This window comes from Paenisporosarcina sp. FSL H8-0542 (genome assembly GCF_038632915.1).
Lineage (GTDB): Bacteria > Bacillota > Bacilli > Bacillales_A > Planococcaceae > Paenisporosarcina.
Genome location: NZ_CP152050.1, coordinates 294,936 through 321,495, shown reverse-complemented (window position 1 = coordinate 321,495; position 26,560 = coordinate 294,936). Strand labels below are relative to the sequence as shown.

At 39.5% G+C, this 26,560-nt stretch carries 27 protein-coding genes and 2 riboswitches; of the genes, 2 read left to right on the top strand and 25 right to left on the bottom strand.

Annotation, left to right across the window (positions count from 1 at the left end; all coding sequences use genetic code 11):
• The 8 genes from fliJ to flgB all read right to left on the bottom strand — a co-directional run bounded on the left by fliJ (position 1) and on the right by flgB (position 6,430).
• Positions 1-465: a flagellar export protein FliJ gene (fliJ, locus tag MHH33_RS01750; RefSeq protein ID WP_342542755.1), complete on the bottom strand. Its 465-nt coding sequence runs from the start codon at positions 463-465 to the stop codon at positions 1-3.
• Positions 462-1,784 (bottom strand): flagellar protein export ATPase FliI, encoded by a 1,323-nt coding sequence (fliI, locus tag MHH33_RS01745; protein WP_342542754.1) that lies wholly within the window; start codon positions 1,782-1,784, stop codon positions 462-464. The genes fliJ and fliI overlap by 4 nt, the downstream gene beginning before the upstream one ends.
• A complete protein-coding gene (locus MHH33_RS01740; protein WP_342542753.1) occupies positions 1,765-2,475 on the bottom strand; it encodes a FliH/SctL family protein in 711 nt (236 codons plus the stop codon). The genes fliI and MHH33_RS01740 overlap by 20 nt, the downstream gene beginning before the upstream one ends.
• A 79-nt stretch (positions 2,476-2,554) precedes the next feature.
• A complete protein-coding gene (gene fliG / locus MHH33_RS01735; RefSeq protein ID WP_342542752.1) occupies positions 2,555-3,568 on the bottom strand; it encodes a flagellar motor switch protein FliG in 1,014 nt (337 codons plus the stop codon).
• An 11-nt stretch (positions 3,569-3,579) separates the two neighbouring features.
• On the bottom strand, positions 3,580-5,223 hold the full coding sequence (fliF, locus tag MHH33_RS01730; protein WP_342542751.1) for a flagellar basal-body MS-ring/collar protein FliF: 1,644 nt from the start codon (positions 5,221-5,223) through the stop codon (positions 3,580-3,582).
• 22 nt (positions 5,224-5,245) lie between these two features.
• On the bottom strand, positions 5,246-5,542 hold the full coding sequence (fliE, locus tag MHH33_RS01725; protein ID WP_016429529.1) for a flagellar hook-basal body complex protein FliE: 297 nt from the start codon (positions 5,540-5,542) through the stop codon (positions 5,246-5,248).
• Positions 5,543-5,567: 25 nt separating this feature from the next.
• Entirely contained in the window at positions 5,568-6,023 is a 456-nt protein-coding gene (flgC, locus tag MHH33_RS01720) for a flagellar basal body rod protein FlgC (RefSeq protein WP_342542750.1), read from the bottom strand.
• 5 nt (positions 6,024-6,028) lie between these two features.
• Positions 6,029-6,430 (bottom strand): flagellar basal body rod protein FlgB, encoded by a 402-nt coding sequence (gene flgB / locus MHH33_RS01715; RefSeq protein ID WP_016429527.1) that lies wholly within the window; start codon positions 6,428-6,430, stop codon positions 6,029-6,031.
• A gap of 83 nt (positions 6,431-6,513) precedes the next feature.
• Positions 6,514-6,598, bottom strand: a riboswitch (cyclic di-GMP riboswitch).
• A 230-nt stretch (positions 6,599-6,828) separates the two neighbouring features.
• Between flgB and MHH33_RS01710 the strand changes: the two genes are divergently transcribed.
• Positions 6,829-7,671, top strand: coding sequence for a flagellar hook-basal body protein (locus MHH33_RS01710; protein WP_342542749.1), 843 nt, complete (start codon positions 6,829-6,831; stop codon positions 7,669-7,671).
• A 14-nt stretch (positions 7,672-7,685) separates the two neighbouring features.
• Positions 7,686-8,516, top strand: coding sequence for a flagellar hook-basal body protein (locus MHH33_RS01705; protein ID WP_342542748.1), 831 nt, complete (start codon positions 7,686-7,688; stop codon positions 8,514-8,516).
• Between the two features lie 764 nt (positions 8,517-9,280).
• On the opposite strand, the gene flgL is transcribed toward MHH33_RS01705, so the two are convergent.
• From flgL to fliW, 17 genes are all read right to left on the bottom strand, one after another.
• Positions 9,281-10,162, bottom strand: coding sequence for a flagellar hook-associated protein FlgL (gene flgL, locus MHH33_RS01700; RefSeq protein ID WP_342543713.1), 882 nt, complete (start codon positions 10,160-10,162; stop codon positions 9,281-9,283).
• 25 nt (positions 10,163-10,187) lie between these two features.
• On the bottom strand, positions 10,188-11,486 hold the full coding sequence (gene flgK / locus MHH33_RS01695; protein WP_342542747.1) for a flagellar hook-associated protein FlgK: 1,299 nt from the start codon (positions 11,484-11,486) through the stop codon (positions 10,188-10,190).
• A 25-nt stretch (positions 11,487-11,511) separates the two neighbouring features.
• Complete coding sequence (locus MHH33_RS01690) at positions 11,512-11,994, bottom strand: flagellar protein FlgN (RefSeq protein ID WP_016429522.1); 483 nt, start codon at positions 11,992-11,994, stop codon at positions 11,512-11,514.
• Positions 11,995-12,023: 29 nt separating this feature from the next.
• Positions 12,024-12,296: a flagellar biosynthesis anti-sigma factor FlgM gene (flgM, locus tag MHH33_RS01685; protein ID WP_342542746.1), complete on the bottom strand. Its 273-nt coding sequence runs from the start codon at positions 12,294-12,296 to the stop codon at positions 12,024-12,026.
• 25 nt (positions 12,297-12,321) lie between these two features.
• The gene (locus MHH33_RS01680; protein WP_016429520.1) at positions 12,322-12,759 is read right to left on the bottom strand and encodes a flagellar operon protein; all 438 of its coding nucleotides are present in this window, start codon (positions 12,757-12,759) and stop codon (positions 12,322-12,324) included.
• A gap of 68 nt (positions 12,760-12,827) precedes the next feature.
• A complete protein-coding gene (locus MHH33_RS01675) occupies positions 12,828-13,259 on the bottom strand; it encodes a flagellar basal body-associated FliL family protein (protein ID WP_342542745.1) in 432 nt (143 codons plus the stop codon).
• An 11-nt stretch (positions 13,260-13,270) separates the two neighbouring features.
• On the bottom strand, positions 13,271-14,044 hold the full coding sequence (gene motB / locus MHH33_RS01670) for a flagellar motor protein MotB (protein WP_016429518.1): 774 nt from the start codon (positions 14,042-14,044) through the stop codon (positions 13,271-13,273).
• Positions 14,034-14,837, bottom strand: a complete 804-nt coding sequence (motA, locus tag MHH33_RS01665) for a flagellar motor stator protein MotA (protein ID WP_016429517.1) — start codon at positions 14,835-14,837, stop codon at positions 14,034-14,036. The genes motB and motA overlap by 11 nt, the downstream gene beginning before the upstream one ends.
• A gap of 48 nt (positions 14,838-14,885) precedes the next feature.
• On the bottom strand, positions 14,886-15,263 hold the full coding sequence (gene fliS / locus MHH33_RS01660) for a flagellar export chaperone FliS (protein ID WP_342542744.1): 378 nt from the start codon (positions 15,261-15,263) through the stop codon (positions 14,886-14,888).
• Between the two features lie 18 nt (positions 15,264-15,281).
• The gene (locus MHH33_RS01655) at positions 15,282-15,671 is read right to left on the bottom strand and encodes a flagellar protein FliT (protein ID WP_342542743.1); all 390 of its coding nucleotides are present in this window, start codon (positions 15,669-15,671) and stop codon (positions 15,282-15,284) included.
• On the bottom strand, positions 15,671-17,164 hold the full coding sequence (gene fliD, locus MHH33_RS01650; protein WP_342542742.1) for a flagellar filament capping protein FliD: 1,494 nt from the start codon (positions 17,162-17,164) through the stop codon (positions 15,671-15,673). The genes MHH33_RS01655 and fliD overlap by 1 nt, the downstream gene beginning before the upstream one ends.
• A gap of 61 nt (positions 17,165-17,225) precedes the next feature.
• Positions 17,226-17,570 (bottom strand): flagellar protein FlaG, encoded by a 345-nt coding sequence (flaG, locus tag MHH33_RS01645; protein ID WP_016429513.1) that lies wholly within the window; start codon positions 17,568-17,570, stop codon positions 17,226-17,228.
• A gap of 172 nt (positions 17,571-17,742) precedes the next feature.
• Positions 17,743-18,456, bottom strand: a complete 714-nt coding sequence (locus MHH33_RS01640) for a glucosaminidase domain-containing protein (RefSeq protein ID WP_016429512.1) — start codon at positions 18,454-18,456, stop codon at positions 17,743-17,745.
• Positions 18,457-18,701: 245 nt separating this feature from the next.
• The gene (locus MHH33_RS01635) at positions 18,702-24,521 is read right to left on the bottom strand and encodes a hypothetical protein (protein WP_342542741.1); all 5,820 of its coding nucleotides are present in this window, start codon (positions 24,519-24,521) and stop codon (positions 18,702-18,704) included.
• A 77-nt stretch (positions 24,522-24,598) separates the two neighbouring features.
• A riboswitch (cyclic di-GMP riboswitch) is annotated at positions 24,599-24,689 on the bottom strand.
• A 151-nt stretch (positions 24,690-24,840) separates the two neighbouring features.
• Entirely contained in the window at positions 24,841-25,614 is a 774-nt protein-coding gene (locus tag MHH33_RS01630; protein WP_342542740.1) for a flagellin, read from the bottom strand.
• Positions 25,615-25,791: 177 nt separating this feature from the next.
• A complete protein-coding gene (gene csrA, locus MHH33_RS01625; protein WP_342542739.1) occupies positions 25,792-26,013 on the bottom strand; it encodes a carbon storage regulator CsrA in 222 nt (73 codons plus the stop codon).
• 3 nt (positions 26,014-26,016) lie between these two features.
• Entirely contained in the window at positions 26,017-26,466 is a 450-nt protein-coding gene (gene fliW / locus MHH33_RS01620) for a flagellar assembly protein FliW (protein WP_342542738.1), read from the bottom strand.
• Positions 26,467-26,560: the final 94 nt, after the last annotated feature.

Here is a 26,560-nt window from a genome sequence, read left to right as displayed (position 1 = left end):
TCACCCTTCAGCTAAACTAGCTTGTGTTGTTCGGTAAAATCTTGTACTTGCCAATTCATCGAAGAAATTCTGTTCTGCCATTTTGCTTTGCTCAACATATATAGTAAGTTCTTGTTGCTTTAGATTTCCCCATGTCTTTTCTTCTTGAGCTTTCTTTTGCAAATGAGTTTGTGTTCTCGACACATTGTTCTGCAAATGCTCCAGCTCGCGATTCAAGGAAATCAATAGCTCCTGAAGTTGATGGATATAATTGACCAACATTCTTAATTCCGAAATGTTGACTCCATCCTTCTGTTTTTCTTTTTTCAAACGTTCTGCATCCATAATTTTTTTATGAATTGCTTCTTTTTTTCGATGGCCTATTTCTTGTTGTTTGATGGCATCCGCCATTTCCATTTGCGCCAAGCCTTTTTCATTCTCTTTTAAATCCAATATTTTTTGAAATCTAAAGTTGAATTGCGTCACGTCTGTGCTCCCCCAAATTGCGCTGATAGCCGGTCGATACTCTCTTCCAGCTTTGTCTTTTCATAAATATCTTGTTGCAAGAATTCTTTTATCAGTGGATAGGAACGGATGGCATCATCTATTTCTTTGTTGGCTCCGCTTTTGTAAGCGCCAATATTAATCAGATCTTCCGATGCATCATAAGCTGCCAACAATCTTTTGAATTCAACAGCTGCCTTTTGGTGCTCGTCTGATACAACATCATGCATGACCCGACTGACACTCGACATAATATTGATTGCCGGGAATTGACCTTTTTGAGCTATTTTCCGATCCAATACAATATGTCCATCTAGAATACCTCGGACAGCATCGGCAATTGGTTCGTTCATATCGTCTCCATCAACCAGCACTGTATAGAAAGCGGTAATCGAACCCTTGTTAGACGTTCCGGAACGTTCCAGCAATTTTGGCAGCAGTGCAAAAACACTTGGTGTGTATCCTTTACTTGTTGGTGGCTCGCCAACTGCTAGTCCCACTTCACGTTGTGCCATAGCAAAGCGTGTCACCGAGTCCATCATCAACATGACGTTTTTTCCTTGATCACGGAAATATTCCGCAATGGCTGTAGCCGTCATAGCACCTTTTATTCGTTGTAATGGCGTCTGATCGGAAGTTGCCGCAACGACGACCGACTTTTTTAACCCCTCAGGACCAAGGTCGCGTTCAATGAAATCTCGAACTTCCCTGCCCCGCTCACCTATCAGGGCAATTACATTGACGTCAGCTTCTGTATTGCGGGCAATCATACCAAGCAATGTACTTTTTCCGACGCCACTTCCTGCAAACACACCAACGCGCTGGCCTTGTCCAACTGTCAATAGTCCATCAATGGCTCTTACACCAACTTCCAATGGTTTATCGATTCTCGGTCTTTTCAATGGATTCGGTGGTGTATTATTGGTTGAATATTTCTTCAACCCTTTCGGAAGTATGTTTTCATCCAACGGCTGGCCCGTTCCATCGAGAACTTTTCCTAAAATGGATGGTCCCACTTTGATTTGGAGTGGATATCCGGTTGCAACAACCAGGCATCCTGGACCTATTTGAGATACGTCCTTCAACGGCATAAGTAAAATTTTGTTTTCTTTGAAGCCGACCACTTCAGCTTCAATTGGCCGCTCATAGTGGTTCGGATACAACAGACAAAGTTCTCCAATTTTTGCATATGGTCCTCTTGATTCAATGGTCAGGCCGATAACTTGAATCACTTTCCCATGCTTTTTTACTGGCTCAATCTCTTCCAATAATTCGAGGTATTCATCTTCCCTTAGGTTCATCGTTGGTTTTCTCCTCACAATAAGCCAGTAAGTGCTTTTTAATCTCCTGCAGCTGACTGTCAATCGTGACATCATAAGAACCACTTGCCGTATGAATCATACAGCCACCTTTGGAAAGGTTGGCAACCGGAACCAATTTAAACTCTGAGTCAGCTTTTACATAGGTCTTTAACTCTTCTAGAAACGGTAAAATTATCGGATAATCTTCAAGCGATACTTGCATAGTGACATCCTCTGACTCTTCTATATGCTTTAAGGCTTGCTTTACGACGTTCAGTAACTGGTCATCATGCTGCTTCAATTCTTTTTTGATAACTTTCTCAGCCACTCTAACGCTGAGTGACAATAAGAACGACTCAGATTCCTGAACAATTTTTGCCTTTTCTTCGTAAGCCGTCTCTATCAATACATGCATTTCCTCGCGTCTTTGCCGGAATTCTTCTTCCGCTAACAGCTTGCCCTGCTCAAATCCCGCTTGAAAACCTTGTTCAGATGCTGCTTCTGCCATTCTTCTAGCTTCCTGCACCGCTTCATCTTGCTTTTCTGACCACCAGTGGTCAATTTCCACTCGGGCACTTTCCATTTCATTATTCATTTGCTTTTGAAGTTCTCCGTACTGTGTTTCCAATGCTTCGATTTCCATTAACAACTGTTTCTTCTGCAAAACTGGATCAGGTTCTTGTTCATTCAAGGCCAATGTTTTGCTTTCTATTTTTTTTGTATGAATTATTTTCTTTTCATTGGTCGGGAGCGAATGCGAGCGAATGATATTAGACAATCACTTCATTCCCTTCACCACGGGCCACAATGATTTCGCCTTTTTCTTCTAAACTACGAATCAACGTAACAATGTTTGTTTGTGCGTCTTCTACGTCTTTGAGTTTCACAGGACCCATTAATCCAATTTCTTCGCGGATCAGATCTGCCCGTCTTGTAGACATATTGGTATAAACCGTATCCTTCACTTCATCACTTGCTACTTTCAGTGCGTAAGTTAAATCTGCATCATTAACTTCACGAATGACACGTTGAATGGCACGTGTGTCCAAGTTCACGATGTCTTCAAATACAAACATCCGCTTCTTGATTTCTGCAACAAGATCAGGAGTTTCGGTTTCCAGCTTAGAAAGAATAGCTTTCTCGGTACCACGATCCACTTTACTTAGCACTCTAACAATTGCTTCTACACCACCGGTAGATGTGTAATCTTGTGATCCAGTAGCCGAAAGCTTTCTCTCAAGAATTTGTTCAACCTGATGAATAACCTCAGGCGAAGTACTCTCCATTAAGGCAATCCTCCTTGCTACTTCTGCTTGCTTTTCAGGAGGCAGTGCAGAAAGGATTTGCGATGATTGCTTTGGTTCCAAATACGATAGTACTAGTGCAATCGTTTGTGAATGTTCATGCTGTAAAATATTCAAGATTTGATTCGGATCTGCTCTTCTTGCGAAACTGAAAGGTTTAACTTGCAACCTGCTCGTTAATCTGCCAATTGCATCCATTGCCTTTTCTTTACCTAGCGCTTTTTCAAGAATATCCTTTGCATATTCCAGGCCGCCTTCATTCATATAATCTTGGGCAAGAATCATTTCATAAAATTCATCGATTACCTGTTCTGTTTGACTGTTTTTTAATTGTCGTATATTTGAAATTTCCATTGTTACTTGATCAATTTCTTGTTCCGTCAACTGTTTAAAAATTTCCACAGACACGTCCGGTCCCAATCCCACTAACAATACGGCAACTTTTTGTATCCCACTTAGCTCTCTTGCATTTTTAGCCATGTGTCACCCTCCTACTCATCTGCCATCCAAGAGCGTAACAATTTAGCAAAGTCTTCAGGTCTACCTGTAGCAAGCTTTTCAATCGTTTTTCTCTTAGGATTTGCTTTTGTATTGAACTCGGATAGGTCAACCTCAGCTTCTTCAAAGTTGCTGACTTTTTCGATAGGTTGATTAAACATATCAAGAACATATTCTTCTTCTTCCTCCATGCTTTCACGCTTCCTTTTACGGATTATGAAGATTAAAACTATCAGAATCAGAAGTAGGACAACACCCCCAACGATAATCCAAAACAGTGGGTTCGAGATATTGTTCATTGACAACAAAGATTCACCCTGTGCTTCACCGTCAACCACAGGTTTTCCTTGGAACTCCGTTGCAAATACTGATATACGGTCATCCAGCGCTTCTTCCGTCACTTGCGTTCCATTCATGCTTAATGAAGTACTTACCGCGTTTTTCAAGAGATTGCTGATATCATCTATATTTTGTTGTGTTAAGCTATCAGGATTTTCAGGATTGGGAGGTTCAACTCCAACATTGATTGTTATGTCATCTATGACATATGGACTCAATTCAATTTGGCGGTTGATTCGATTGACTTCACGATTGATACGTTCTTCCGTTTTATCGGATTTCGTATTCCCCTCACCATCAACCCCGGGGTAATTGGCGATTTCAGTCTCTCCAGTCCCCGTTGCATCAGCAATAGCCTCCCCTTCACTCGAATAGGACTCCTTAATTCTTTCTACACTGATATCGATGCCTTCATTCTTTTCTTTATCCACGGCTTCAACCAGGTTTTCTTCCCGCTTTTCCTTGGTGAAGTCAATCGTTGTCATGACTGACACGACCACTTTGTCATGTCCCAGTGTCAATCCCAGCATTTGTTGCAGTTCACGCTGTATATCTCGTTCAATATCCTTTTTGATTTCCCGTTGCTGTTGATAGACAGATAAGGCCGTATCCAGTTGGTTTTCTTTTTGAATCTCGAAAACCTGACCATTTTGATCCATTATGACAATTTCTTCTTGAGGCAAATTGGGTACACTTTTACTGATTAGATGATACAGACCATTGACTTGCTTCTGATCTAGTTGAAAGGATGGATCACCTTTTACAACAACAGATGCAGTTGCCACTTGTTCTTCATCCGATATCCAAACATTTTCTTTTGGAAGTGTGATCATTACGTTTGCTTCGGTTACGCCATCAATTTGCTTAACCAAATCAGCAAGTTCGTTTTGCATTGCGTCTCGTTCCACTACATCAAAATGACGATCTGTCATTCCCAACCCCATATTTTCACTGAAGATGCTGTAGTTTACGTTCCCGCTTTTCGGAATGCCGTCTGCTGCCAAACTGACTTTTAAGTTGGCCACTTCTTCATTTGGAACACTGATCGACTTCCCATCAGATGAAACTTGTACTGGTATACCTTGTTCTTCGATTGCCGTCTTGATTTCACCAGCCTCTGAAGGAGACAAACCAGTATATAGCGCCGCAAAACTTGGGCGAGAGTTAAAAAAAACAAATACAAAAAGTAAAAGTAATGTGATAAAAAATGTGCCGGCCACAGACCATTTTATTTTTGGAGAAAAACTGCCCCATGATTCTATTATTTTGTTTTTATAATCCAATATCTTTTCTTTCATTTATCTCATCTCACCCTAAAAATCATAGTTGCATTCTCATCACTTCTTGGTAAGCTTCAACAACCTTGTTTCGTACTTGAACGGTAAGTTGCAAAGAAAGACTTGCCTTTTGTGAAGCAATCATCACTTCATGGACATCCTTTACTTCACCCGTTACCAATTGGTTGGTCAGTTTATCCGATGTGTTCTGTGCGGTGTTTACTTCTTCGAGCTTTTGTTTAAATAGTTGACCAAAACCTTCCACCTTATCTTCAGGCTTTTGTTTTGAGATTGATTGGTTTTGTATAAATGGTGTTTGAATCAAGCTTAATTTATCCATAGTGCCTCCCTAGCAATCTGATAGATTATTTACCAATCTCCAAAGCTTTTATGAACATATTCTTTGAAGCGTTCAATACTGTAATATTCGCTTCGTATGAACGTGTTGCAGACATGAGATCGACCATTTCTTTTATCGGATCAACATTTGGCAATCGAACATACCCGTCCTCGTCAGCATCAGGATGAGAAGGATCATAGGAAAGTGTAAATGGTGCTTTATCTTCATCAATTTTTGAAACAGTAACTCCCGAAACTTTAGAAGACTGATTATTCATTGCCGATTGAAGTTGCTGTTGAAATGGTGATACCCCGCTTTGTGATAACTCCACAGATTTCCGACGATAAGGTACCCATTCGCCGTTTACAAGTTGCGAACGAGTCGTGTTGGCATTGGCAATATTTGAAGAAACAACGTCCATTCGCATACGATTCGCCGTTAACCCTGATGCACTGATATTAAAACCATTAAATAAGCTCATAAATGCTACCTCCCATCATTGATTACTGTTCGTAAACTGTTGAATTTGCCGTTCACTCTTTCCGTTACGGCGTTATACCATAGTTGATTTTTGGCTAACTCTGCCATTTCATAGTCCATATCTACATTGTTTCCATTAGGATTGAATTGTGTGGACTTATTTTCTTTTATGGTCGGATTAAAATTAGACGATTCACTGCTGAAAGAAATATGTTTTGCATTTGTTTTGTAACTGGACATGCTTTGGTTATTGATTGCATCATTCAATGTAGACTTGAAACTCACTTGCTTGCTCTTGTAATTGGGTGTATCGACATTTGCGATATTAGCCGAGTGAACTCGTTGCTTTAATGTGGCATTTGATAATGCCTGCTCCAATGACTGAAAAGATTGAGGAAATAGTTTCATCTTTTAACCCCCCATGTTTAAGTGTTTGGTCCATATAAAAATCCACCTTTAATTAAAGGTGGATAACTTTAAAAGCTTCCATCTTCGGTAACCCGGCTGCCCTATCGATTTCACTTAGGCCCGTGGCTTTGCGTCCTTATCTTTCGAATAAGTTTGCCGTTATCGGTATGATAAAAACTCTACATTTTAATCTAATTGTCATATCGTGTCATATTTCGTCATATTTTAGTAATAATTGTACCAAAAATATAATCTCACATTTTCGTCTATTTGTATATTTTTATTTTTCGTTGTATTTTGTTTACCTTAATTTACAATATTGACCTATATTTTCTGTCAACTTCGTGTTATGCTAACGCATAATCAACCCTATCGCGTTTGAAAGGAAGAAAAAAGGCATGTTTCGTGGTTTATATACTGCCACATCAGGTATGATGGCAAATAACAGAAAACAACAAATTTTGACAAATAATTTAGCCAATGCGGGTACTCCTGGATTTAAACAAGATCAAAATGTCTTGCGTGCGTTTCCTGAACAATTGATAAAAGCAATGGAAATGAAAAGCACGACTGGCGGTACCATGAAAATGGGTCAATCTACTGTGGGCACTTTAAATACAGGCGTATATACACAGGAAGGAATTCCTTCATTTCTTCAAGGACCACTAAAAGACACAGGAAATACAACAGACTTTGCTCTTCTTGATGAAAGTTTGCCCGTGAATCCGGTCACTCAAAAAAAGGGTTCTCTTGTATTTGCAGTTGGACTGGAAAATGACCAAGTCCGGTATACACGAAATGGACAATTTTCAGTTGATCAAAACGGCTTCCTGAAAACGAGTGACGGTTACAATGTCTTGAATCAAAACTTGCAACCTATCCAAGTGAACTCAAAAGAATTTACAGTTCAAGAAGATGGCCAGATTATTCTACAAAATGGTTCCGCTACAAATCGTCTATGGCTTGGGTATACCGAACAGCCTGAACAATTAGTTAAACAGGGTCAGGGATTATTACGCTGGGAAGGAAATCCGGCAGACGGTCCTCAGTCCATTGAAGGTGCAGGCTTAACCGGTTCCTTCGTCAAACAAGGATTTATCGAACAATCCAATGTGGATCTGACTCAAACAATGACGGAAATGATGAACACTTATCGTGGTTTCGAATCGAATCAAAAAGTCATACAGGCCTATGACCGCAGCATGGAAAAAGCAGTCAATGAGATTGGCCGTATTTACTAAGGAGGTATGAATACATGAGTATCCAAATGATTTCCGCCACAACATCCATGCGTGAATTGCAGAAAAAAATTGATATCATTGCTAATAATATTTCCAATTTAAATACAAACGGGTACAAACGTCAGGAAGCGAACTTTTCTGATGCCCTTTACCAATCCATTGTAAAGCAAGCCGGAACTCACAACGAAATTGGCCGAATCACGCCGAACGGTCTTCGAGTTGGTTCTGGTGCAATCATTACCCAGACGTCGATTCGGACTGAACAAGGGTCCATGAAAAAAACAGATCGCCCTCTTGACTTCATGATTCAGGGAAATGATGCATTTTTCCGCGTGGCTTCCGAAGGAAAAACATACTATACAAAAGATGGATCATTTCAAGTTCAGCCAGTCCTGAATTCTAACCAAGTAAACTTGGTTACGTCTTCTGGAGACTCTGTTCTCGATAGCAATAACCGCCCGATTGTTTTTGATGGAGATTATAACAACATCAAAGTAACGGAAAACGGAACACTTGAAGTGTCTTATCGGAATCCTTCAAAACAGCCAACCCAAATCCAGTTGAGTATTGCTCAAATTAACAGACCGAACCTTCTCGAAAAAATCGGAGCTAACCGTTATCAACTTCCTGGAACGGAAGCAAATCAAGTAGCAAACGGTACCCTTCAAATTGGAAACAATGATGGTTCGTTCCGAATCACGCAAGGGGCACTCGAAATGTCCAATGTTGATTTGACTGATGAAATGACCGAATTAATTTCCACTCAACGATTGCTGCAATCCCAAGGAAGAGCAATATCATTTGCGGATGATATGATGGGCTTAGTCAATACAATGAAATCATAAGTTAAATAGAAGGATGGGTTTAGTGACTTTGTCATTAATCCCATCCTTTTTTCTATTGTTAAATTTTCCTATGAAGTTTTATTTTCGTTCACCCAATATGTAAATTCAAAAAAGGAGCATTCACCATATGGCGAATGCTCCTTATAGACTGTAGACAAAAAATAAATAGAGTGATTATAACTGAATACTAATGAAAAAGAACGTATGCAAGAAAATGTTGATTTCCTTTGCGGCGGACGCGTTTCGCGGGCACGGCTTTAGTCTCCTTGTCACTAGAAAAACCGGTGCGCCTGCGGTTACTCGACGCAGTATACATTGCTCCTGTTTCTGTTTCTGCATCGCTTCGCTAGCTTCGAAACATGAAAGTACGTTGGATCGCTTCGCTAGCTTCGTCGCAAACGAATAGTGCAAACTTACACTTGCACTATTCGTTTCCTGCGGGGTTTTCCACCGCCTCCACTCCAATCAACGGATTTCGCTTCTGTTTGCGTATCTCTTCATATTATTTCATTAGTAAGATGGTCGTCTATTTCTGAATACTCCTGCGGAAAAACGAAATAAGCTAGACCCCACAGGCTCAGCTGTCATTGACAGCTGAGCCGAGGAGGCTAGCGTTTCGTCCGCGGAAAGCGAAAGAAATAGCCGACCATAATATTTTTCGAAAGAGAGATAAGAATGCGAATTTTTATACTTTTATTTTGATTAATATTCTTTTCTCAACAAGCTGAAAAAGGCACTCACCTATGGCGAATGCTCCTTATTATTTATCTTAGAAAGTCCATCAAAGTTTGTTGTATGATTTTTGCTGAAGCAGCAAGACTTGCCTGATAGACACTCTCTTCACTTTTCAACTTCGTAACGGCTTCTGCATAATTCGCATCTTCCAGCTTTGATAACATGGACTTAAGTTCAATATTGCTGTCTTGAATCCGGTTTTCAATTCCTTCAACGCGATTCTTTCTTGCGCCCGCTTCTGAAGCTACAGTTAACATTCGATTGATGCCTTTATCGATTTGATCCATCTGAATGTCAGAACCCGAACGAAGATCTGAAGCTAGTAAATTCAATGTGTTAAACAAATTGGTATTATCAGCAGCATTTCCAAATAACTCATCGGCAGTGACATTTGCTTTTACTGCTACGCCATCCGCAATCGTAAACATTTTGGCACTCGTATCAAATGTATCAATTTGATAGGAATTTTTATTGGGATAAGGAGGCTCATCCGTTTTTAAACCATTGAATATATATTTGCCGTTTACTTTTGAATTGGCAAATTGACGAATTTGCTCGGTCAATTCTTCCACTTCTATTGCAATAATATTTCGATCAGAATCCGAAAGAGTCCCGCTATCTCCTTGGACTCCTAGTTCACGTACTTTCTGCATGGCATTAACCATTTCGTTAATCGTCTGACCTGATTCATCCAACCAAAGGTTAGCTTCATTAGTATTACGTTCAAATTGATCATTAGCAACAAGTGCACTTTTCAGGTTCATAGCCTTACTTACGCCATTCGGATCATCAGATGGGCGGTGTAGCTGTTTGCCTGTCGTCACTTGATTATTAGTTTTTTCCAGTCGACTCAAGTTCTGATTCATATGGCGAACTGAATTTTGATGTAACATTTGCTGTGTAACTCTCATCATCATTTTCCTCCCATGCACTTCATCAACGTGCAGCCATGCGGTTGATGATTGTATCGAGCATCTGATCCGTCGTTGAAATCATTCTTGCTGCAGCACTATATGAATGTTGGTACTGAACTAAATTAGCCATTTCTTCATCTAGTGAAACACCCGTTATCGATTGACGACGGCTATCTGTCGCTAGCAAGGTTGCTTCATAGTTTGCCACATTGCGGATGGCCGTTTGGCTTTCCGCCCCAAGCTCACTAACAAGCGCTCGGTATTCATTGTTTACGCTCTTGTATTTTTGCTCATTGCCCGGAATCAAAGAAGTAATTTGGCTACTATCAGATTCAATTAACGGATTGACTTTAAGTGAAGCAATCGTATTCCCACTGAATAGATTTTCTCCAGGTACGTTGGGATCAGTTGATGACATCTGGTTTGCCTGGACAAAATCATTGACAATTTTGTTCAGGTTCGCTTGGTACTCATCAACCGTTTCTAACGATTTAAGGATACCGGATAATTCGCCTCCGACTAAATCACTAACAATAACTTCAGTAGTAGTTGGATCACTATCAGCTACAGTGGCAAGCTCATTAACAGCTGATCCATCAACTAGTGTTTCACCAGAGCTTAAGCTGATTTTATAAGTTCCGTCTGTTTGGTCGGCAACTTTAATATCCACAATTTTCGATAGTTCTTCAACAAGTACATCTCGCTTATCCAATAAATCATTCGCCTGCGTACCATTGCGTTTGATGCTGTCGTTCAACTGGGCAATTTGCTCCAAATAACCGTTCGCTTCTTTAATTTTCGCAGTCAATTGGTTATCCAAGTCCGCTTTAGCACCTGTCATTGCACTATCCATAGCTTGCGCGGTATCGATGAATGCCTGTGCTCTTTCTTTGATTACTGCTTTAGCGGAAAGGCTATCCGGATCATTCGCCAAGTCTTGCCAAGCTCCCCACAGTTGATCCATTGAAGAACTTAATCCCGTTTCGCTTGGTTCATTGATAATCGTTTCAAGTTGATCAAGTGTTTCTTGTTTGACGGATGCTTCACCTAGTTTTGCGTATTGCTCACGAAATTTTCCGTCTAAAAACTTGTCTCTCACACGAGTAATGGAGTCCAATGAGACCCCAGTACCAAGTTGGCCAGGGTTGACCGTACCACTTGTCCAAATGTTTAGAAAAGGGGAAGTGGATGCATTCACTTGTTGACGTGAGTAGCCTCTGGTATTTGCATTGGCAATATTGTGACCTGTTGTTGCAATTCTTGCCTGCCCCATCATTAATCCGCGCTTCCCAACCTCTAATCCGTGAAATGTTGAAACCATCTTATTCCCTACCTTCTAACGTCAATCAAGCTTTTGTATCGAAAAAGCCCCGATTGCTTGTTTGTGATTTTTGTTGACCTATAGGAGATTGATAATTGAAGTGTTGTTGTTTTGACTTAGTAATGTGTTCGATCATATGTTGAACAAAATTCACTGAGTCTTCAATTAGTGACTCATTTACTTTATTTATATCATGCAGCTCCATCATGAGCTGTTGTAATGTTTTCAATTTTGATTGTAGATTTTTCCTCGTAAGTTCATCTGGAAGTTGTTCTACAAATTGACTGAAACTAAGAGAAGGATGATTTTGCATCACACTTTCAACCAGCTGTTCACGCTCCTGATCTACTTGATTGAGCTGTTTTATAATCTTTGCTTCCTCTTGTACCAGTTGATTCAACTCGTCCACTTTTCGTTCGACTAAAACAACTTTCTTTCGTTCCGCCAAGTTGATGAGTTTTTCCAGTATTACCATCAATTCTTTTAGCGTCGTGATTAACTGAAGCATCCGACACCCTCCTCTATATAGACGAACATCTATTTATCAAACCAAAATTGATAGATTTTATCTGCCACTTTATCATTGTGAATTTGATACTCACCTGACTGAATTCGTGCCTTTAATGTGCTGATTTTTTCTTGTCTGTCTAAATCTATTTCGGTGTTCTTTTCAAATAACTCTTTTGCTTGATTTGAAATTTGAAGCTGGTCTTCTTTTTGCAATGGTCTCGTTTTGCCAACTTGGGAGACCTGCATTCGTTTTTGATAAGATTGAATAAAGGAAGAACCTGTCGTCTTATCGATATTCATTCCTTCACCGCCCTGTCGTTTATTTTCATTTCTTTAACTGCCAATATTGTGGCGTGTTCACTTTTGTCGGTTGTTTATTTTGTTTATTTCTAATCTCATTTTGGAGATTTTCTCTTTTCAAGGTTTGATTGATTTCAGATGAGAATTGATTGAAACACTCGTCACATAACAACTGTCTTTTTATCTTTTTACTACAATGCGCACAGCGGTAACCCAGGTTCGGGTAGTCCTCCGCAAATATCCGACCGTCACGAATGAAATCAGCAACCTGTTTCAATGAAACATCCGTTTCTATGCTTACTTCTTCAATCGTAGCAAAACGATTTTTCTCGTCTGTTAAAAAGTCGGCAACCAGTTTGAAATCGTCCTCAGTTTTTTTGTAACAGCTCAAGCAATAATCTGTATGCTCTCTGAGAAACAATTTGCCACAAATCCTGCAGTTATCCAATTGACCTGATTGCATTTAAATCACCTGAATCTTTCTAATGTATATATCGGCACTTCTCACAAAATGTTTAGTACAAATACGAATTATTGTAATTTAAATTCCGTTACCAATACCCGTTCGACTTCTCCTGTTTCCACAATACTTTCAAGTTTTGTAGATAGTTCCTTTTCAAGTTTGACAATGCCTTCCTTGCCAATTAACTCGTCCTTTGTAAAGCCAGCAACAGTGGAAATGATGGCTGCGCGTACTTCAGGTTTACGTTTTTCCGCCTCTTCTTTCGTTTCCTTGCTACTTAACAAAATATTGAACTGAACAATCGCAAAATTGTTGGCGGATGCTAGATTGGTTGTGATGACGTCGGTGTCAACACTCATTTCAACCAGTTCTTCTGCTGAAATTTCTTTTTCCTTTTCATTTTCCTTGCCCATTACTTCTTCTTTCAAAAAAAACATGGCTCCCCCGCCAAATAAAATGATAGCGAAGAAGAGGATGACTAAAACTTTCATTTTCCCCATGATACACCTCTTCAGTGGTTAGTTTCTTGCTTGTATGGTGATATCAAAACTTCCACACGGCGGTTTTCTGCTCTGCCTTGTGGAGTGTCATTTGAAGTAATCGGTCGGTACTCACCGTATCCGGTTGCACTGAATACTTTCGGATCTAACTTTTTATTTTCCAGTAGTATTTTCATGAAATTGATAGCCCTTGCAGCGCTCAATTCCCAGTTTGATGGAAACTCTTCTGAATTAGCCGGAATATTATCCGTATGACCATCAATATAAATGTTCCGTGGTAGGTCTGTAACCAGTAAATTTGAAATCTCAACCGCAATCGTTCTTGATTCTTCGTTTATATCCGCACTACCCGAAGGATAAAGTACACCTTCTTTTATCTTCAACACCAACCCTTTGCTTGTCAGAGCTGTTTCAATTTTTGTAGATAATCCCTTGTCTTTTATGTAAACTTCAATTTTCCCCCTGAGTTCCCCGAGTTCTTTAAGGTCCTGCTCAAGGGTTATTTCAGCTACTGATTTCACTCCAGTTTCAGGTTTAATCTCATCCAGTTTGGAGATTTTGGACGTATCAGTCATAATTTCGATAGCCGCTTCTTCGTCCAGAATGCCTGTCCCACCTTGGAGCTCATTATTAAATGACTCTGAGATTTCCTTGAATTTCTGTGAATCGACTTCACTTGCCGCAAACAATACGATGAAAAGAGCGAGTAATAGCGTCAAAATATCGGCATAAGGAATCAGCCATGATTCATTAACATGATCTTCATGTTTTTTCTTACGCTTCAACGCGAACACCTTCTCTTGTTTTTTCTTCCTGCACAAGAACGCGATCTTTAGCAGGTAAATACGTCAGTAATTTCTCTTCTACTATACGTACTGGAAGACCTTCCTGAACAGCCAGCAAGCCTTCTAACATAATCGATTTCATTCTGGCTTCCTGCTCTGATTTACGCTTTAATTTATTGGCAAATGGATGCCACATGACATACCCCGTAAAAATACCGAACAAAGTAGCAATAAATGCCGCCGAAATGGATTTACCAAGCAATGAAATATCGTCTAAGTGGCCAAGTGCCGATACCAATCCCATTACGGCACCGAGTACCCCGAGTGTAGGTGCATATGTACCAGCTTGTGTAAAAATTTTCGCCCCAAGCTCATGTCTGTCTTCCATCGCAGCAATTTCTTCTTCCATCAGTTCACGAATATGTTCCTGTGATTGTCCATCAACCACCATTTTCAAACCACGTTGTAAAAATGGGTCTTCCACTTCTTCCGAACGCTCTTCCAATGCCAGTAATCCCTCTCTTCTTGCGACCATCGCCCACCCCGTGAACACTGGAATCAATTCTTTAAGAGAAACCATCTTCGACTCAGAAAAAATCACCTTAAATAGAACAGGGATTTTCTTCACTTCTTCAAATGGAAACGCAATAAGTATGCAGGCAACTGTTCCGCCAAAAATAATGACGAGTGCCGCAGGATTATATAAAGCGATTGGATCGGAGCCTTTCAAAATCATCCCACCGACCAGTACGAACATTCCAAGTATTATGCCTAACCATGATGTCTTATCCACACCAAACCCTCATTTCAATTTCAAAGAATAACAAACGTACCGTGACCTTTAGTTCTTTTTCGCAAGCTCAATGACTTGCTTCCATGTATCACGCAACTCTACAACATACCCTTCAACTTCTTCCAGTATTTCCAGGTTATTTTTTATATTGGCGTCAACAAGTCTAGTGTACATATATTCGTAAAGTTGTGTCATATTGTTGGAAATTTCGATTTCTTGGTTCAAGGTGATTCGCAGCTCTTGAATTATGTTTTGTGCCTTAATGATATTTGTATTTTTTACCTCGTAATTCTTTTCGGTCATCGCTTTTTTGGACAGCCTGATGAACTTTAAGCAACCGTTATATAACATCAGTGTAAGCTCCTGCGGAGATGCGGTCATCACTGAATTTTGTTGGTAAGTTTGGTAAGGGTTGATAACTGACATATTGAATCCTCCTGCTTTTTACTTCCGTTTATCGATAAAAGATCCCTCGGTCGATACATTTTGATACGCATCCACAAACTTCTTGGACCCTTGTTTCGTTTGAGTGATTTGATTCATTTGCGACTTGAACGACTGATGTAAACCCTTCATAAGCGTCTGGATTAATTGTTCGGTTTCCTTCATTTGCTGAATTACTTTCTTATCTTCTTCTGTCCAGTGAAAGTCAGTCAGTTGCATGTATGTATCCAGCTGAGAAATCAGCTGTTGTCTTTTATCGAAAAGGGATAGCAAGGTTTCCACTTGCCCAGTTTCATTATCTTTCATGTTTGAATAAAGCTTTTTAGACTGATTATGGATTTCTTCTGTCAATTGAAGAAACTCAGCTAGTACGTTTTGGTACCCGATCATTACATGCCACCGAACATATTCTGTTGCATCCAAGAACTTTGTGAGTTCATCTGGCTCAATGCTTTTTCCATGGCAGTGAACTGCTTCCAATAGCGGTTTTCAACAATCTTTAACCGGTCATTCCATTTACTAATTTCTTGGTTCATTTGGGTGATTTTTTTTGACATGGTACTGTTGTCGACAGCACTCGTTGTACTGCCTGCACGTTCACTCAAACGTTTTACAACATCGTTCAGTTCCTGATAAACTCGGTGACCAATGCCGTTTGCACTGTTAGTAAATAACTCCATGACTTCATCAGGTTTATTTGACAATGCCTCTTTTAGCTTATCTTCATCAATGAAAAGTTTTCCTCCTTCCGTGTACTTGCCGGTATTAATGCCAATTTGAGTAAGCATATTAATATTTCCATTAGCAATTTCTGTTATTGGGTTCATGAAGGCACTTCTAAGCTCTTGCAAAGCATTTTTTAGAATAGGGTCATTTCGTAGCAAACCACTTTTTGCTTTCTCTTCCCATAGTTCCACTTCTTTTTCACTCATGCCTTTTCGTTGTTCATCGGAAAGTGGTTTGAAGTCGGGATAACGTTTCTCTACCAGCTTTTTCTCGATTTCAGAAATTGTTTCATTGTATTTCTCCACTAGATTTTTTATCATTTCTAATGGTTTGGCTGTATCTGATTGAACCGTAATAGTGGATGTACCTTTTTGTAATAGATTTATGGTGAGGCCATTGATCGTTGTTTTGTTTGACGTCAAGTTATTGACAGTAATTCCGTCGAATTTCACTTCTCCATTTGTTGCGGATGACATGAAGCCACCCCCTACAGCAGTGCCAGTGGTGAAGACAGTATTGGTGCCATCGTTTATTACTTGTTTGGCTAACAGGTCATCACTGAATTCCAACGTGAAGTTTTGATCAGAACCCATGCCTTTGGTCGACATGAAGAAGCTCGATGTAGTGTCATCAAAGCTCGCTCGTAACTCGGTTGTCTTTCCTGCTGTTGATTCCTGAAGTTTTTTCGCGACCTCGGCATAAGTCATGCCACTAGTAACATCAACGCTTCCCAAAACCGTGCCCGTATTATCTTTAATTGTGATCAATCCTGTAGCAGACATTACATCAGTTGATTTAGCAGCAACTCCAGCGACTTTTTCAATCATGCCGGCAGAATGGATTTTTGCAGGACTCGCAACATTCACTACTTCTACCTGATAAGTACCATTCAATGCGTTGGCTGTTGTTGATGCCGTTAAACTGCTCGGATTTGATGATGTTGCACTAAAGGCATTAAATGAACCTTGAAAACGCAGTTCACTTGCAGTTGACCTTAACTTCGATAGAGTCAAGTTAAACTCTCGATTGGCGTCCCGTTGCCATTCTGTCCATACTTTCTCCTGCATCAATTTATTTAATGGTATTTTTTGTGCATTCATAAGTTCCTTGACTAATGAATCCGTATCCATTCCTGATGCTATTCCGCCAATACGCAATTTACCTCACTCCACTTCTTTCGTTTCTGTGTTTATGTCATGATTTTTATAATAGACTTAATTAAAATTTGTCATCCACAATCAAACCCATTAACTCCGCCATAGAAGCATACATATCAAGAAATTTCTTTTGTGGAATTTCCTTCAGGACTGTATCCGAGTTTGTATCGATTACTTGTACATAATAGATATCCAGTTTTTCATGCAGTTTGAATTTTATTTCAGTAGGAGTCGGTTCCAGGAACTCATTCATCCCCTCGACTTTATCTATCAGCATTTCTTTAGTTACTTTCTCTTTTAGTTCAGTGGTCGGTTCTTCTAATTGAACTGGACCTTTGACAGGATACTCCATTGCAAGATCGACTTTCTTTGGAAACGGTATTGCAGGTGCTGGTTTAACTTCCATCAGTGGCTATCCCCTTGTATCGTCATTGTCGGTTGAGAAAGAAAACAAATCTACTTCACTGCAAATCAACCTTTATTTTATGTATATCGGCATAAACAGCGAAATTTTTAGTGTTATTTACAAATATATTTGTTCAAAAAAACAAGACCGATTCGATTAGAATCAGTCTTTTCTATGATAGATTATCAAAATGACGGCTGACCCCTGTTGTCCAATGATTGTTTAGACCAGTTGGATCATTTGCAACACCAATTGGGGCATATTTCGCTCCAATCTCGGCAATCGTGGATTTTCCTTGGTTCAAATAATTTTTACGTAAATTACGAGCCATATCGAAAATGCTATCTTCTATAGATGCGTAGCTTCTCAAGCCATTCTTACCCATCATGCCAGCGACATTATTCTTCTCTTTGACTGCTCTTGATGAACCATTCCCCGTTTCATGGATGGCAATCGCAGAAAGAAGACTCGGATCTATATCATACTTTTTCCCTGCATTGATAAAGTGCGAGGCTGATCCGCTCAATTTCCCTTCCAAACTACTATCAAGTTTCAAGAATTGCACGGGTTTGAAATGGAAGTCACTTGTATCATTTGGACTTGTAGGGACATCTATTTTATCTACTGCCTGCACATTTACTGGAAGAGTAAATGGACTGTTTATTTGTGGAATCAACTGATTTTGAGCAAAAGGCAGAGTGGTTGTATTGTTCGATTCGCTCCCTTGCATCGCTGCATTCAATACCATAAGGAATAGAGAATTTTCATTTCCTACATTACCGAGTAAATTGGTTGCACTGCCTGATTGATTTATCGAAGGCATTGCTTGTGCCATAGAAGCCATTGTCATGTAATAAAACCAATTGGAAGAGATCGGGCTGGTCATTGATAGATTTCGCATCCTTCTTTATATATTCATACCAATCATTTTACATAGAAAAAATAATTAAAAGAATAGTCGTATAATCTCATTAGTTGGTACTTTATAGAAAAAAAGAACAAAAAGAAGGACTGTGGCAGGAAATAAGTCACAGTCCTTCTTCTATATTAGTATTGTCCGATTGCTCGCTTTACTAAAGAAGCTAACCATTCCCAGTATTTGAACCCATGGTGATGGCCGTTATTCGAGCCTTATTTTTTTGACCCTTTTACTTCCACTTCAGTAGTTCCAAGTACTAGGTAATCGCCAACCATTCCACTGAACTCAAGTGTCTGCTTGCCATTACTCCAGTCAAAGTCATCCCGATTGAATTTGAATTGGCCTTTTTCGGCTTGTTTTTCATAGCCATTTTTACCGGAAAGGGCAGATACGCCATTGATCGTTACTGTTTCTAAAATGAAATTCTTCGTGTCAAATCCTCTTGGCAACGATACGTCAACTGTGAAAACTCCGCCGTTATCCTTGATAACACCAGGATTGACTTTGATGGTGCTTACATGAATGTAGACTACGATTGTCTTTTCAAGAGTTGTCGTCAGTCCAACATGGTCAGTTACAGTTACTCTTACGGTATATTTACCCGGTTTAGTAAAGTCGATGATATCACCGTTTTTATATGCTTCACCATTAACCGTCAAGCTTTCCGTTTTGATTCCTGATTCAGCATCTTTAGCTGTATAGGCCAATTGAAGTTTTGTACCAAGAGTATAGATTTCCTTAAGCTCCCACGTTACAGTTGGGGCCGTTTTGTCAATCTTCACTTCGATTGTTTGCACTTCTTCTTTGTTACCTGCTTTGTCTACGCTGTAGAACGTAATTACATTAATTCCTTCTTTATTTACCGTGAAGCTTTTTCCTTCAACGTATTCAGAACCATTGATAGAGTAATAAGTTGATGATAAACCGCTTTGGCTATCCGCTGCAGTCAATTCCACCGCAAAGCTTTCTTTTACCCAAAAATCGCTAGCATTTGAAGTTGTTTCTGGTGCTGACTTGTCAATTTTGACTTCAGCTGTTTTTACTTCTTCTTTATTACCAGCGTTATCGACGCTATAAAACGTAATTACGTTGATTCCTTCTTCTTTTACAGCAACGCTATTGCCTTTTGTGAAATCAGAACCATTTACTGAATAGAATGTTGTTGCTTCACCGCTTAGTACATCTTTAGCAGTAAATTCTAGAGTGAACTCTTGGTGCCATTCGTTAGTTGCATTAGAAGTTGTTGCTGGTGCTGATTTGTCGATTTTGACTTCAGTTGTTTTTACTTCTTCATTATTACCAGCGTTATCAACGCTATAGAACGTGATTACGTTGATCCCCTCTTCATTTACAAGAAGGCTATTTCCTTCTGCAAATTCAGAACCATTTACTGAATAGTACGTTGAGTCTGTACCGCTAAGTTCATCTTTTGAAGTGAAATCCACAGTGAACTCTTGGTGCCATTCGTTAGTTGAATTAGAAGTTGTTGCTGGTGCTGATTTGTCGATTTTGACTTCAGCTGTTTTCACTTCTTCTTTATTACCAGCGTTATCGACGCTATAAAACGTAATTACGTTGATTCCTTCTTCTTTTACAGCAACATTATTGCCTTTTGTGAAATCAGAACCATTTACTGAATAGAATGTTGTTGCTTCACCGCTTAGGTCATCTTTAGCAGTAAATTCTAGAGTAAACTCTTGTTGCCATTCAGTTGTTGCATTGGAAGAAGTTACTGGTGCTGACTTGTCGATTTTGACTTCAGCTGTTTTTACTTCTTCTTTATTACCGGCGTTATCAACGCTATAGAACGTGATTACGTTGATTCCCTCTTCATTTACAAGAAGGCTATTTCCTTCTGCAAATTCAGAACCATTTACTGAATAGTACGTTGAGTCTGCACCGCTAAGTTCATCTTTTGAAGTGAACTCCACAGTGAACTCTTGGTGCCATTCGTCAGTTGAATTAGAAATTGTTGCTGGTGCTGATTTGTCGATTTTGACTTCAGCTGTTTTCACTTCTTCTTTGTTTCCTGCATTGTCTATACTGTAGAAGGATATTTCATTTATGCCTTCTTTACTTAATTCGAAGCTTGTACCTTGCTGGTACTCTGAACCATTGATTGAATAATAGGATGCCTGTACATCACTGAAATCGTCAGTTGCAGTTAATTCAACGATAAATTGATCATTGAACCATTGTTCTCCAACATTGGACAACGTGACAGGAGCTGTCTGGTCTAGACTAATTTCTACTGTCTGCGGATTTTCTTTATTGCCTGCTTTGTCGATCGAATAGAAGGATACTTCGTTGATTCCTTCTTTATCTAATGTAAGTTCTGTGCCTACCATATATTCTGATCCGTTAATCGAATAGTAGGTAGCTGCAACACCGCTATGCACATCAGCTGATGCCAGAGTTATTGTAATAGGCAGGTTAGACCAAGCTGGAGTAACGCTTTCTTTTGTCACAGGTGCAGTCTTGTCAAACTTGATGTTAATGGTTTTAATCGCTTCCTTGTTGCCTACTTTATCAACTGAATAGAAGGAAACTTTGTGGATGCCTTCCTCTTCAATTGAAATGTTAGTTCCAGCAATGAAATCACTTTCATCCACTGAATAATACGTAGTTGCCACTCCGGTTTCATTATCGGATGCTGACAGTGTGATGACAGGACGCTTATTTGTCCAAACTGTAGGTGCGTCAGATATAGTAACCGGTGCCTCTGTATCCACAATCAATTTGGCCAAAACCGTATTTGATGGTTTTGATTCCCCGAACGAATTACTTTGAGAAGTGACATAAAACTCATGGTTAGCATATGACAGATTGTTAATTGTGTAAGATAAGTTATTCACTTTTCCTGCCACCAAGACTGCCTTGCCATCAACGATTTCATAAATATTATATCCGTTAGCGTAAGTGACGAAATCCCAGACTATTCTAGCACTAGAATTACTCAAAACTGTCACTGTGGCCGTTGGTGGCTGCATTTCTGGATATACAATCTTTTGTGTAATGGCGTTGGATGGTTGGGATTCTCCAAATCGTGTGCTGTAGGCTCTTACTTCAAAGGAATGCGTGTTTTCGACCAAATTGTACACATTAGCTTTCAAAGCAGTTCCTTTATAAACAAGCGTTTGGCTGCCCCCTACAGTTTGGTAAACACGATATTCATTAGCCCAAGTAACGGTTTTCCATGTTAACTCCACATTGTTGACATTAGTAAATTTACTAGTAAGTACAGGTGGTTCTACGACTGGCCAAATCACATTAATATCTACTGTGCTACCGACTGGTGATTCAGCGAAACGATCACTGTATGAGCGAACCTCATATTCGTAATCCCCTTCTGGCATATCGAAAAATGTAACAGTCGTGCTAGGTACAGTTTTTGTCAAAATCAATTCGCCATTGACGTTTTGATACACTTTATAGCCGGTTGCATAAGCCGCTGCATCCCATGTTAGTTTAATATCATTTCCGTTTACGATGCTTTGTTTAAGATTTCCAGGAGCCTGCATGGTTGGATATACCATTGTACCAACTATTTCACTGCCTACTGGAGATTCATTAAAACGATCACTATAGGAATGAACTATATACTTGTAATCTCCCTTAGGCATATTAGCAAATGTCGTTGATGGTCCTGTTGTTGTTTTGACTAACTCTAGCTGACCATTCTTTTCTTGATAAACTTTATAGGAAGTTGCAAATATTGAAGCTTCCCATCTCAATGTTAAATCGTTGCCGTTTGCAATGCTTGATGTCACATTTTGCGGAGCTTCCATCGTATGCTCATCCACAGTCACCTTTTGCAAAGTACCTTCTGTCGATTCTCCAAAACGTGAACTGACAGAATGGATTACATACATATGCTCGCCAGTAGGCACTTTAGAAAGTATGGTGGTTAATGCTGTTGGCGAAGACTTCAATACTTTCTGACCATCTACCAGTTCATATACTTTGTAGCCCGTTGCATATGAAGCGGCACCCCACGATAATACAACATCATTTCCATTTTTAATTTGATATGCAGTATTTTCAGGCGCATGCATCGTTGGATAAATCAATTTAAACGAGATTTCCGTTCCATATTCCGACTCTCCATGAGTAGTTGAATAGGAGTGAACCACAAATGTGTAATCTCCGGCAGGCGAGTTCGAAAAAGCAATGGATTCACTCGTTGGGTTGCTCTTAAATACTTTTTCCCCATTAATAATTTGATAGACTTTATAGCTTGTCGCCTTTTCTACATCTGTCCAGTTCAATTTGATGTCATTACCGTTAGTAATGGTGTGCGATAAATCCTGCGGAGCAAGCATCGTCTGGCCTTTCAGTGTAAAGGACACTTTCGATCCTTCATTGGACTCACCAAATTTAGAAGAGTATGAATGTATCTCGTATACATAGTCACCTGACGGCATGTTCGTAAATGTGTTATTGGAAGCCGTTACTGTTTTCTTTAATGTTTTTTGTCCCGCTATAATTTGGTAGATTCTATAGTCCGTTGCGTACTCGGTAGTGTCCCAAGACAACGTAAAGGACGTATCCGTTTTTATGGTTTCTTTCAAGTTAGCAGGAGCATTCATTGTTGGATGTATCAATTCAAATGAAACACTGCTACCTTCTTTCGATTCCCCAAAACGGTCGCTCAGTGAATACACCTCAAATTTATAACTACCAGCTGTTCTATTAGCTAGGGTTGCCGAGGTTCCAGTCACTGTACTCTTCAATACTTTTTGATCCTCTACAATTTGATAGACTTTATAGCTTGTCGCATTGTCCGCAGCAATCCAGTTTAAGACAACATCATTGCCATTCTGTATTTTATACTCCAAGCTGGCAGGTGCTTGAATCAGAACTTCATCAACTGTCAATTCGGCTCTACTTCCCTCAGCAGATTCGCCATAACGAGTACTGTAAGAGTACACTTCATAAATGTAGTTTCCGGAAGGCATCTTCGAATACTTGATTCCAGTTCCGGTTACCATACTTTTCAATACTTTTTCTCCATCAATGATTTGATAGACTTTGTAACTGTTAGCGTACGGGACTGTATCCCAAGCCAACACAACATCATTTGTGTTTTCAAGCTTATATGTAAAATTGCCAGGTGCCGTCATTGAAACAGTACCTACAGTTACAGAAACCTTGCTGCTATCCCCAGACTCACCAAAGCGGTCACTGTTTGAACGGATCTCATATTCATAGTTTCCTGCTTGCACATTCGTTAATTTCACAGACGTACCAACCACCGTATTTTTCAAAACTGGCTGTCCATCCACGATTTGATATAGTTTATAATTTGCTGCATTTGCAGCTGCATTCCACTTGAATGTAATGTCGCTCCCATTTGTCACAGAATACGTAAAATTGGCAGGAGCTTTTATCGTAGGATAAACAACTTCCACTTGAACTGATTCTGAAAGCGGAGATTCCCCATACAATGCATTTACTGCTGTAACTGCATATATGAAGTTCCCCTCAGGAGCGTTATTAACAGTGAATGTCGTTTTGTTCTGAGTAGTTGTTACTAGTGTTTTCTGTCCGTCAACTGAAAGCTGGTAAAGATTATAAGTTTCTGCATATGCAGATGACCCCCAGCTCAAGGCGATATCATTTCCGTTCTTGATTGTTTGCGTCAATGTTGAAGGGGCAATCATTTCCGGGTAAAGAATTTCTACCGATACAGGTGCACTCGGGCCTGATTCCCCTTCTGGACTCATCGTAGAAACAACATATCGAGTAGTCCCTTCAGACAGATTATTTAGATTGAAACTTGGAGAGCTGCTATTACCAAGCAGGTTCAGCTGCCCCTCTTGAATTTCATATACATTGTATCCGGTAGCACCGAATACAGAACTCCACGTAAGTTTCACGTCATCTGGTGTCACTTGTTGGGCAGCCAGATTACTTGGCGGCAACATATTACTGTTCGTTGCAGCAAATGCAGCTGCAAATGGGTTAATCATTTGAATCAAAAGCAGCAATAGCGCCAAATAGGACGTCAATTTAATTGTTCGTTTACTCATTCCATAACCTCTCCGCTTCTTGAGTTCCAAAGAAAAAGAACCTTCAACAAGGTTCATAGAATCGGTCTATGATTCCTTGCGGCAACCGGCTACCTTCATGTAAATCTACATGTTTCAGGCCCTTGGCTTTGCGTCCCATGGTTTCCCAATGGTTTGCCTTTTTCACTTGGTTTTTTATAATATATTTAAATCTTACTACCCTATTTTAAACATCAAAATAACAGGCACAAATAACCCTTATATACACAAAAAGACCTATATGGAGTCTTTAAAAAAAGAGACCCTCGTAAACAAGGATCTCATTTTTAAAAAATAAAAATTAACGAAGAAGTTGTAGAACGCCTTGAGGCTGTTGGTTAGCTTGAGCTAACATAGCTTGTGATGCTTGAGAAAGGATTGAGTTTTTAGTTTGCTCCATCATTTCTTTCGCCATGTCAACGTCACGGATACGAGATTCTGCAGCAGTTAAGTTCTCTTGAGTAGTATTCAAGTTATTGATTGTATGCTCTAAACGGTTTTGTTGTGAACCGTAAGTTGCACGTTGTAAGTTAATTTCATCGATTGCAGCATCAATATTTGCAACTGTACTAGTTGAAGTTAACGCAGCTGTTGCTGTTAAAGTAGCAGCAGCAATAGTTAATTTGGCTGAAGCGTCTTCAGTTACTGTAATATCAATTGCTGTATTGAAAACTGTCTTACCATTAAATTTTGTTGTGTCGATAATGTTATTGATTTCATCAGTTAAAGAAGTCATTTCTAAATCGATATTAGCTGTATCCGTTGTGTTATAAGTTCCGTTCGCTTTTTGAACAGCAAGTTCTTTCAAACGAGTAGCCATAGAAGAAACTTCATTTAGAGCTCCCTCTGCAGTTTGAAGATATGAGATACCATCTTGAGAGTTTCGTGCAGCCATATCTAGACCACGAATTTGTGAACGCATTTTCTCTGAAACTGAAAGTCCAGCTGCATCATCACCTGCGCGGTTAATACGTAAACCTGAAGATAGTTTCTCCATGTTTTTCATTTGTGCGTTGCTTGCGCTGCCCAATTGACGGTGTGTGTTAAGTGCTGCGATGTTGTGATTAATTCTCATTTTTGTATTACCTCCGTGTAATGTTTTTTGTTTTTTGCAAGTGTCCAAATCCGTTTGGACTAGCTTACATAATTTATATCGGAGGCTTTTGATAAATGTTTAGCGTTTTTTGAAAATATTTCTATTATTTTTTAAAAAATAAAAAGCCTGCTATAATTCTGCAGGCTTTCCCTAAATTTACTTCTTCATATTCAAAAAATCGCTCAAGTTAATGACGTTAGAAGTCGCTCTTCGATTCTCTTCCTGAATCTCTAGATAGACTTCCTTTCGGTGGATGGTGATACGCTTTGGTGCTCTAATACCGAGTTTAACCATTTCTCCTTCAATAGCAGTAACGAAGATTTCAATGTCGTCATCAATAATAATGGATTCGCCTTTTTTTCTTCCAAGCACTAACATCTGCTACACCTGCCTTGATTCAGCACTTTGAAATAAAGGCTGCTTGATTAGATAGTCTTTATTATCCAATACAATTTGCATTCCCAGATGTCTATTATTATTGATGACAAGCGGGGCTTTTAGGTTAGTCGTTGCATCTTTTATTTCGCCCGTCGCCGTAACGGTTGTTAAGACGATTGCATCTGTGGGATCTTTCAACTCAAGCCTATCTACCATTTGTTCTTCCAAGTTGATGTTATATTCCTTGAAAAAAGAGAAAGGATCTACCAAAAAGAAGTTTACTTCTTCTTCATCTATTGATTGCAGGAAAAAGAATGGGGATTCTTCATTTTCATCTGCTGGCAATAATACATACTTCATATATTCCTCAAATCCTGGAATTCCTTTATTGAACGTGATGACACTGCTATCTTCTACCTCTATTTCTCCAAAACGTGTAGTTTGAATCTTCATAAGCGGCTCCTTTCATCTTGTAAAGAATTTCTATTTAATTCTATTTTTACACAAATCAGTTTCACTAGACAGCAAAACTATTTCTTGATGGGTT